Annotated in this window: 8 protein-coding genes; 5 read left to right on the forward strand and 3 right to left on the reverse strand. The window is 33.1% G+C overall.

Features of this window, described 5'->3' with window-relative positions:
* Nucleotides 1-253: 253 nt before the first annotated feature.
* The 3 genes from ACP5SP_RS06990 to ACP5SP_RS07000 form a co-directional block, all read right to left on the reverse strand.
* Entirely contained in the window at nucleotides 254-463 is a 210-nt protein-coding gene (locus ACP5SP_RS06990; protein WP_424587200.1) for a cold-shock protein, read from the reverse strand.
* A gap of 247 nt (nucleotides 464-710) precedes the next feature.
* On the reverse strand, nucleotides 711-1634 hold the full coding sequence (fba, locus tag ACP5SP_RS06995; protein ID WP_416085041.1) for a class II fructose-1,6-bisphosphate aldolase: 924 nt from the start codon (nucleotides 1632-1634) through the stop codon (nucleotides 711-713).
* 10 nt (nucleotides 1635-1644) lie between these two features.
* On the reverse strand, nucleotides 1645-1842 hold the full coding sequence (locus ACP5SP_RS07000) for an SdpI family protein (protein ID WP_416085155.1): 198 nt from the start codon (nucleotides 1840-1842) through the stop codon (nucleotides 1645-1647).
* A 601-nt stretch (nucleotides 1843-2443) separates the two neighbouring features.
* Between ACP5SP_RS07000 and modA the strand changes: the two genes are divergently transcribed.
* The 5 genes from modA to ACP5SP_RS07025 are packed head-to-tail and all read left to right on the forward strand — an operon-like array spanning nucleotide 2444 to nucleotide 6783.
* Nucleotides 2444-3217, forward strand: coding sequence for a molybdate ABC transporter substrate-binding protein (gene modA, locus ACP5SP_RS07005; RefSeq protein WP_424606935.1), 774 nt, complete (start codon nucleotides 2444-2446; stop codon nucleotides 3215-3217).
* Nucleotides 3214-3993 (forward strand): ABC transporter permease, encoded by a 780-nt coding sequence (locus ACP5SP_RS07010; protein ID WP_416085039.1) that lies wholly within the window; start codon nucleotides 3214-3216, stop codon nucleotides 3991-3993. Before modA ends, ACP5SP_RS07010 begins: the two co-directional genes overlap by 4 nt.
* The gene (locus ACP5SP_RS07015) at nucleotides 3980-5032 is read left to right on the forward strand and encodes an ABC transporter ATP-binding protein (RefSeq protein WP_428076336.1); all 1053 of its coding nucleotides are present in this window, start codon (nucleotides 3980-3982) and stop codon (nucleotides 5030-5032) included. The genes ACP5SP_RS07010 and ACP5SP_RS07015 overlap by 14 nt, the downstream gene beginning before the upstream one ends.
* Nucleotides 5025-6023 (forward strand): molybdopterin-binding protein, encoded by a 999-nt coding sequence (locus tag ACP5SP_RS07020; protein WP_424587160.1) that lies wholly within the window; start codon nucleotides 5025-5027, stop codon nucleotides 6021-6023. Before ACP5SP_RS07015 ends, ACP5SP_RS07020 begins: the two co-directional genes overlap by 8 nt.
* A 25-nt stretch (nucleotides 6024-6048) precedes the next feature.
* Nucleotides 6049-6783, forward strand: a complete 735-nt coding sequence (locus tag ACP5SP_RS07025) for a Rossmann-like domain-containing protein (protein WP_428076335.1) — start codon at nucleotides 6049-6051, stop codon at nucleotides 6781-6783.
* Nucleotides 6784-6983 lie beyond the last annotated feature (200 nt).

Below are 6983 nucleotides of genomic sequence, written 5' to 3' on the forward strand. Positions count from 1 at the left end.
GTATCATTCCGAGGCCAATTTTCATTTGTCCTTCCGAAGCCAATTTTTCCATGTCATTCCGAAGTGGCAAAGCCACGAGGAATCTCCGAAGTTAATCAAAAGACAAAGGTCTCCTTGAACTATTTAGAAAAGATACTCATCCTTCTATAAGTTTCTTACAATAATAAAAATTATGTTAGAATTTAGGATTTTTTTCTTCTAAAATAATTATTGCCCGGGAAAACCCGGGCAACTTTTTAGTCAATCGGTCAAACTATATAATTGTAACGTTGACAGCTTTTGCACCTTTATCAGTTTTTTCTACTTCGTACTCGACCTTGTCGCCTTCTTTTAAGGATCTAAAACCATTAGCCTTAATTGAAGAGTAGTGAACAAATAAGTCTTTGCTTCCATCATCTGGGACAATGAAACCAAATCCTTTCTGAGCGTTAAACCACTTGACTGTTCCTTTGAATCTTTCCATTCTTACTTACCAACCTTCTTAAAAAATTCTATCTTTTTATGATAGTAACCTATAATACACCTATTTCAGAAATTTGCAATGATAAATTCGCTCTTACCAAAAACATATCTTTCTTAGCTTTTGATTTATAAACGCTCTAACTGATTTTTATTAATTTTTCTTAACTTAAATAATATAGGCCATTTTGAATAAAACTAAAGAGGGCCGAATAGCCCCCCTTATTCAAATTTCAAATCTACGATTTGATCTAAATCGTATTCGATGAACCTAATACATCTCTAATCTTGTGTTTCACAAGATTCTTTATCTCATCTCTTGCTGGTCCAAGATACTTTCGTGGATCAAATTCTTCTGGATGGAGTGCAAAGATTTCTCTTATTGTTGCAGTCATCGCAAGTCTAAGGTCTGTATCGATGTTTATCTTTGTAATTCCCATTGTAGTTGCTTTCCTTAACATATCTTCAGGTACGCCTTTTGCATCTCCAATTTTTCCACCATACTTATTAATTTTTTCAACATACTGAGGAAGCACAGATGAAGCACCATGTAATACCAATGGGAATCCTGGAAGTCTCTTTGCAATTTCTTGAAGTCTTTCAAAATCAAGTTTTGGTTCCCCTTTGAATTTATATGCACCATGTGAAGTTCCAATTGCAATTGCAAGAGAATCAACGCCAGTCCTTTCAACAAATTCAACTGCCTTATCGGGATCTGTATAAACAGCCTCATCCGAAACGACATGCTCCTCAATTCCCTGGAGTTTTCCTAATTCACCCTCTACAACTACACCTTTTGAATGTGCATAATCAACAACCTTCTTAGTAAGGGCGACATTTTCCTCAAATGGCAGATGAGATCCATCGATCATAACAGATGTAAATCCTGCATCAATAACTTCTTTGCAAAGTTCAAACGAATCGCCATGATCAAGATGTACTGCAATGGGAATTTCAGGTGCATCAATTGTAGCTGCCTCAATGAGTTTCATAAGATAGACAAGCTTTGCATAATTTCTTGCACCCTTTGAGATTTGAAGAATTACAGGAGATCTTTCTTCCTTTGCTGCTTCAATTACACCTTGGAGAATCTCCATATTATTTACGTTAAATGCACCAATTGCATACTTTCCGTATGCCTTTTTAAATAGTTCATCAGTTCTTACTAACGGCATAATTCACCTCCTATGCTTCATTATATAGCATTTTTCTGTTCTTTGCTATATTCGAAATAGGAAAATTACTAAATATCTTAAAAAGTAATGCCCCCTTGTTAGTAATGCCCCCTTGTTTATGAGTTTTTTCCCAAACCGTATCGGGTGAAAGTATCCAAGGCGTTCTTATTCCTATAAACCAATTTCTCTTGGCTTTATGAAGAACCATACTATTGAGTAATACAGCATTTCACTTAACGTGTTAACAACTATATTAACGGAAAAATTTAAGCCGAGATTACAAAGTAAAAGAATAAGTAAAAAAATTAAGAAAAATGAGTTAAACACTATTTCTTTCTTACTGAGTGTTTAAGATAAACCTTTACAGGATAATAATAATTAAAGTATTTTAAATTATATTTTAAAAAATTGCATTTTTACACAATTAAAACTATTCTTGTAATGCTTTTACACAAAACTCTATCTTCGACTAAAATCTCTTTGAGTTATTCAACTTTAAAATTAATTTAATCCAAAGTATTATAATTATTGAAGTGATTTTTGCCTTATAAAACAATCTTTTTGCAAAAAATTTTACCCTTCTTTTGTAAGAAATATAAGAACCCTCCTTGTAATGTTTTAAAATGTGAATCACCAATATTCATAGGAAACACAAACTTTTATTGAAGGTCACCTAAAAATCATTACAAAGTATTCAATTTCCTTCATTTTGTTTAGCAAAGTTCTAAATTGTAGAATTGAAAAATGTCTTGACTTTGGCAACTTTATAGATATAATTATTACCAAGAAAATGCTATAAAGAGGTAAAAATGGGAAAAACGCTTAGAAAGATTCTTTTAGCAATGCTAACACTTATTGCGCTTGTTGGTTTTGCTTCCTGCAAAAAGGAATCAAAATTACCTATTCTTATGTATGCTGGGGCTGGATTAAAAGGACCTGTCGATGAAATTGTTGATATCTATAACAAGAAGACTGGTATTACCGTAAATGTGATTTATGGAGGAAGCGGAACTTTGCTTGCTCAAATTGAAAACACGAAAAAGGGCGACATCTTTATGTGGGGAGGCTTAGATCACTACAAAAAGGCCGAAGAAAAAGGCTTTATAGAAAAGGGTGTAGAGTTTGTATATCACGAGCCTGTAATAGTTGTTAAAAAAGGAAACCCTAAGAATATAAGAGGTCTTCTTGATTTAAAATCTCCAGGCTTAAAGCTTGCTTTGGGTGATGAAACATCACTGTCAATTGGACCAATCACCAAAAAGATGTTTGAGAAGGCGGGAATATACAATGAGGTTTTAAAAAATGTTGTTGTAAGAGAAGGTACTGTCAACAAGCTGGTTCTCGATGTTGATACAACTGATATTGACGCATCAATCGTTTGGAAAACTGCCGAATCACAATTTGGTAAAAATGTAGAGGCAATCCCAATTGAGAAACAATATCTTATTGTAGAAAAAGTGCCAATTTCAATATTGAAGTTTTCAGAGAATAAAGAGGGGGCGGAAAAATTTATGAATTTCGTCCTTTCAGACGAAGGTATCAACATATTCAAGAAATATGGTTATGAAGTTATAAATAAATGAGGAAATTTGATTCAATAGCACAAATATTTTTGATAGTTTTTGTTATCATTGTTGTATCTGGCGTTTCTTCGCTCTTTTTAAGAGTTAATCCTTACATTTTGTTAAAAACTTTTAAGTCAAAGGAATTTCTATTTTCCTTAAAGTTTTCTTTGCTAACTTCTTCAATCTCGCTTTTAATATCACTTTTATTTTCAATTCCTATTGCCTATGTTCTTTCTAAAAACGATTTTTTGGGAAAGGAAATAATAAAGGATATAATGGATATTCCAATTTTTCTTCCTCCTCTTGTTTTGGGACTTGCATATTTGATTCTCTTTGGCGGGAAAGTTGGTTCATTGTTTGAGAAAATAGGTATTCAATTTCTTTTTTCGCCACTTGGTGTTGTCTTTGCACAGTTCATTGTGATAACTCCATATGTTGAAAGAAATATAGAGGTTGTGTTTTCAAAAATAAGTAAAAGATACGAATTTATTGGAAAGTCAATGGGACTCTCCGACTTTGAGGTTTTTAAAAAAATTATTATTCCCTTAGCAAAAGATGGAATTTTCACTGGTTTAATTACAGGATGGAGCAGGGCTATTGCAGAGTTTGGTGCAACTCTTATGATAGCAGGGGCAACCAAAATGAGGACAGAAACTTTCCCAATTGCTATATTCTTAGGAATTGCCTCTGGTGATATGGATTTTGCAGTAAGTACAGGAGTATTAATGATTATAATCTCTTTTTTGATTCTTTTCATGGTAAGAGGTGCTTTTGAAAGAAATGTTAGTTATTGAAAACCTAAGTATTAAGTTCGGAAATTTTTCTCTAAAAGATATAAATCTCTCTGTTCAAAAAGGCGAATATTTCACAGTCTTGGGAACAACAGGTTCAGGAAAAACTCTTCTCCTTGAAACGATTGCAGGAAGATACAGAGTTAGTAACGGAAAGATTATTTTAAATAATACAGAAATTACAAATATCCACCCTAAAGACAGAGGAATTGGCTATGTTCCACAAGATTATCTTTTGCTTCCACATCTTACAGTCTACGAAAATATTACCTTAGGCAAAGTTCAATTAGACGAAGAAGTCATAGAATTTCTTAACATAAAACACCTATTAAATAGACATCCTTCTACGCTTTCTCAAGGTGAAAAGCAAAGGGTAGCACTTGCAAGGGCTTTAATTAGAAATCCAAAACTACTTCTGCTTGATGAACCTACATCTTCTCTGGATGCAAGCATTAAAAGAGTTGTTTGGAAAAATTTGGATAGGATAAAGAAGAAATTCTTATTAACTGTTATACATGTGACCCATGATTTTGAAGAAGCGCTTTTCCTCTCCGATAGAATTGCAGTGATGAAGAATGGAACAATTGAACAAATTGGAACTCCTAAAGAGATTTTTACATTTCCTCGGTCAAAATTCGTTGCAGAACTTACAGGAATAGAAAACATTTTCGAAGGCGTTGGAATATTGGATAAAAAAGGCTCTTTTGTTTCTATTAACCAAGAATTAAATTTTTTTACCTATGAAAAAGCAGAGGGGAAAGTGTATCTTTCAATAAGACCAGAAAATGTGGTACTTAAAAAATATAAGGAGAATAAAATTAACGAGTTTGAGGGTACAGTTGTCAAAATTTTAGAAAAGGGATTTTTTGTTAGGTTTGATATAGATATTGGAGTAAATATCGTTTCTTTAATGTCAGCAAAAGATTTTGAGGAACTTAATCTCAGGGTAGGAGATAGTGTGACATTAGAAATAGAACCAAAGAACATTCACTTAATTCCTTATGACAAAAACTTAAACAAAGAAGGTGTTGAAAATGATTAAAAAGGTTAAAATCGAAGATGCAGTTGGTCTTCCGCTTGGTGCAGATGTGACGCAAATTATACCACAAAAATACAAAGGTCCTCTATTTAGAACAGGGCATGTGATAAGTAAGAAGGATCTTGATATGCTTAGAATGATTGGAAAAGAATATGTTTGGATTTATGAAAAACAAGAAGGATTTATTCATCAGGATGAAGCCTCGTTAAGAATTGCGAACTCACTAATTGACGAAAGTCTTTATGTTTCAGGGCCAAGCGAAGGGTGGGCTATCATAAAAGCTAAAGAAAGCGGAATCTTTTTGGGAGACGATAAAATAGCAAAGAAAATAAATGGTTTTAATAGGACAATTCTCACAACAATAGAAAATTACTCTTTAGTTTCGGAAAATCAGCAAGTTGCGAAGTGTAAGATAACCTCTATTGAAACAAATGAAAGATTGTTAGATAAAATAGAAAGTATAGGAAAGGATCTCAAAAAAGATAATAAAAGCGCTTTACGAGTTGTAAAACCAATGATCAAAAGGTTCGGTGTCATTGTAACCGGTTCTGAAGTTTATTACGGATTGGTAGAAGATGCGGCAACAGAAAAGGTAATAGAGAAACTCAAACCTTACGGCGCTCAAGTTGTTTTTAATAAAATTGTAAGAGATGATAAAACAGAGATTAAAAAAGCAATTGATGAGGCAATCCAAAGAAAGGTAGAAGCAATTATTTTAACTGGTGGAATGGGACCTGACCCTGATGATGCAACTGCATCGAGTATAAAGGAGGCAGGTGGGAAGATTTTGAGATATGGTGTGCCTGTAAATCCTGCTTCAATGAGCCTAATTGCTTCAATTGGAGATATTCCTCTCCTTGGTATATCAGCAGGATTCATAAGTTTTAAAAAGTCTTTTTTGGATTTTATCCTTCCAAGAATTTTGGTAAAAGAAAAAATTACAAAAAGAGAAATAGCCTCTTGGGGACTTGGAGGAATTCTAAGGCAAGATTAAATTATTTAACAAGTAGGAGGTCATTATGGACGGTGTAAATTTCTATGAAGAGTTAAAAATTAAATTTAAAGAGATAGTTAAGAAACATAATATAGAAAATGATAAATTGAGTGTTATTTTTGCAAGACCGCTTCTCCCTAAAGAGGCTATAGGAGAGCCAATGCGGAAGGATTTTCCATTACTTAAAGGAAAGGAATTTATGATTGAAGCAACTTTCAGGCAAAGCAAAGGGCAAGCTTTTACAGATAGTCCCTCAAATTTTGAAGGCACAGTTTTTGATTTGCTTGAAATGTCGCTTTTGAATAATTCTGAAAGAGCTATATTTATTGCAAGTCTAAATGCAATTATGCGTCATTTTGGCTACATTGCAAACACAGTTCATTGCAAGAATGACGAACCAGAAATTTGTGCGGAAAGACTTTCAAAACATATTGAAGCTAATTTTGTTAATCCTAAAATAGCTTTCATTGGTTATCAACCTGCAATGGTTAGTAGGCTCTCTCAATTATTTGAGATTAAAGTGATTGACCTTGACCAGGACAACATTGGGAAAGAAAAATCTGGAGTAAAAATTTTAGGCCCAGAAAAAACTGACAAAGCACTTGCCTTAAGCGATTTGATTATAGCAACTGGTTCAACTTCCGTAAATGGTAGTATAGTGAAATTTATCGGGAAAAAGCCCGTTATTTTCTTTGGTGTAACTGGAGCTTCTGTATGTGCTCTTTTTGGGTTAAAAAGATTTTGCCCATGCTCACGCTAAGTCTATTACTATGTGATGAACTACCTTTAATTCGTCTTTCTTTTCAGTACTTTTAATTTTATAGACTTCATGTATAAGCAGAAAATTTTATGAAGGTTGGATTTCCCAAAATTCCTTTTTCTTCTTAACCATGTATTGAGTAAACTTATGTAAATCTTTTTAAAAATCTATCATAGTTTTTTTGACTTTTTTGTTTTATG

The sequence above is a fragment of the Caldisericum sp. genome (genome assembly GCF_049967455.1).
Taxonomy (GTDB): Bacteria; Caldisericota; Caldisericia; order Caldisericales; family Caldisericaceae; genus Caldisericum; species Caldisericum exile_A.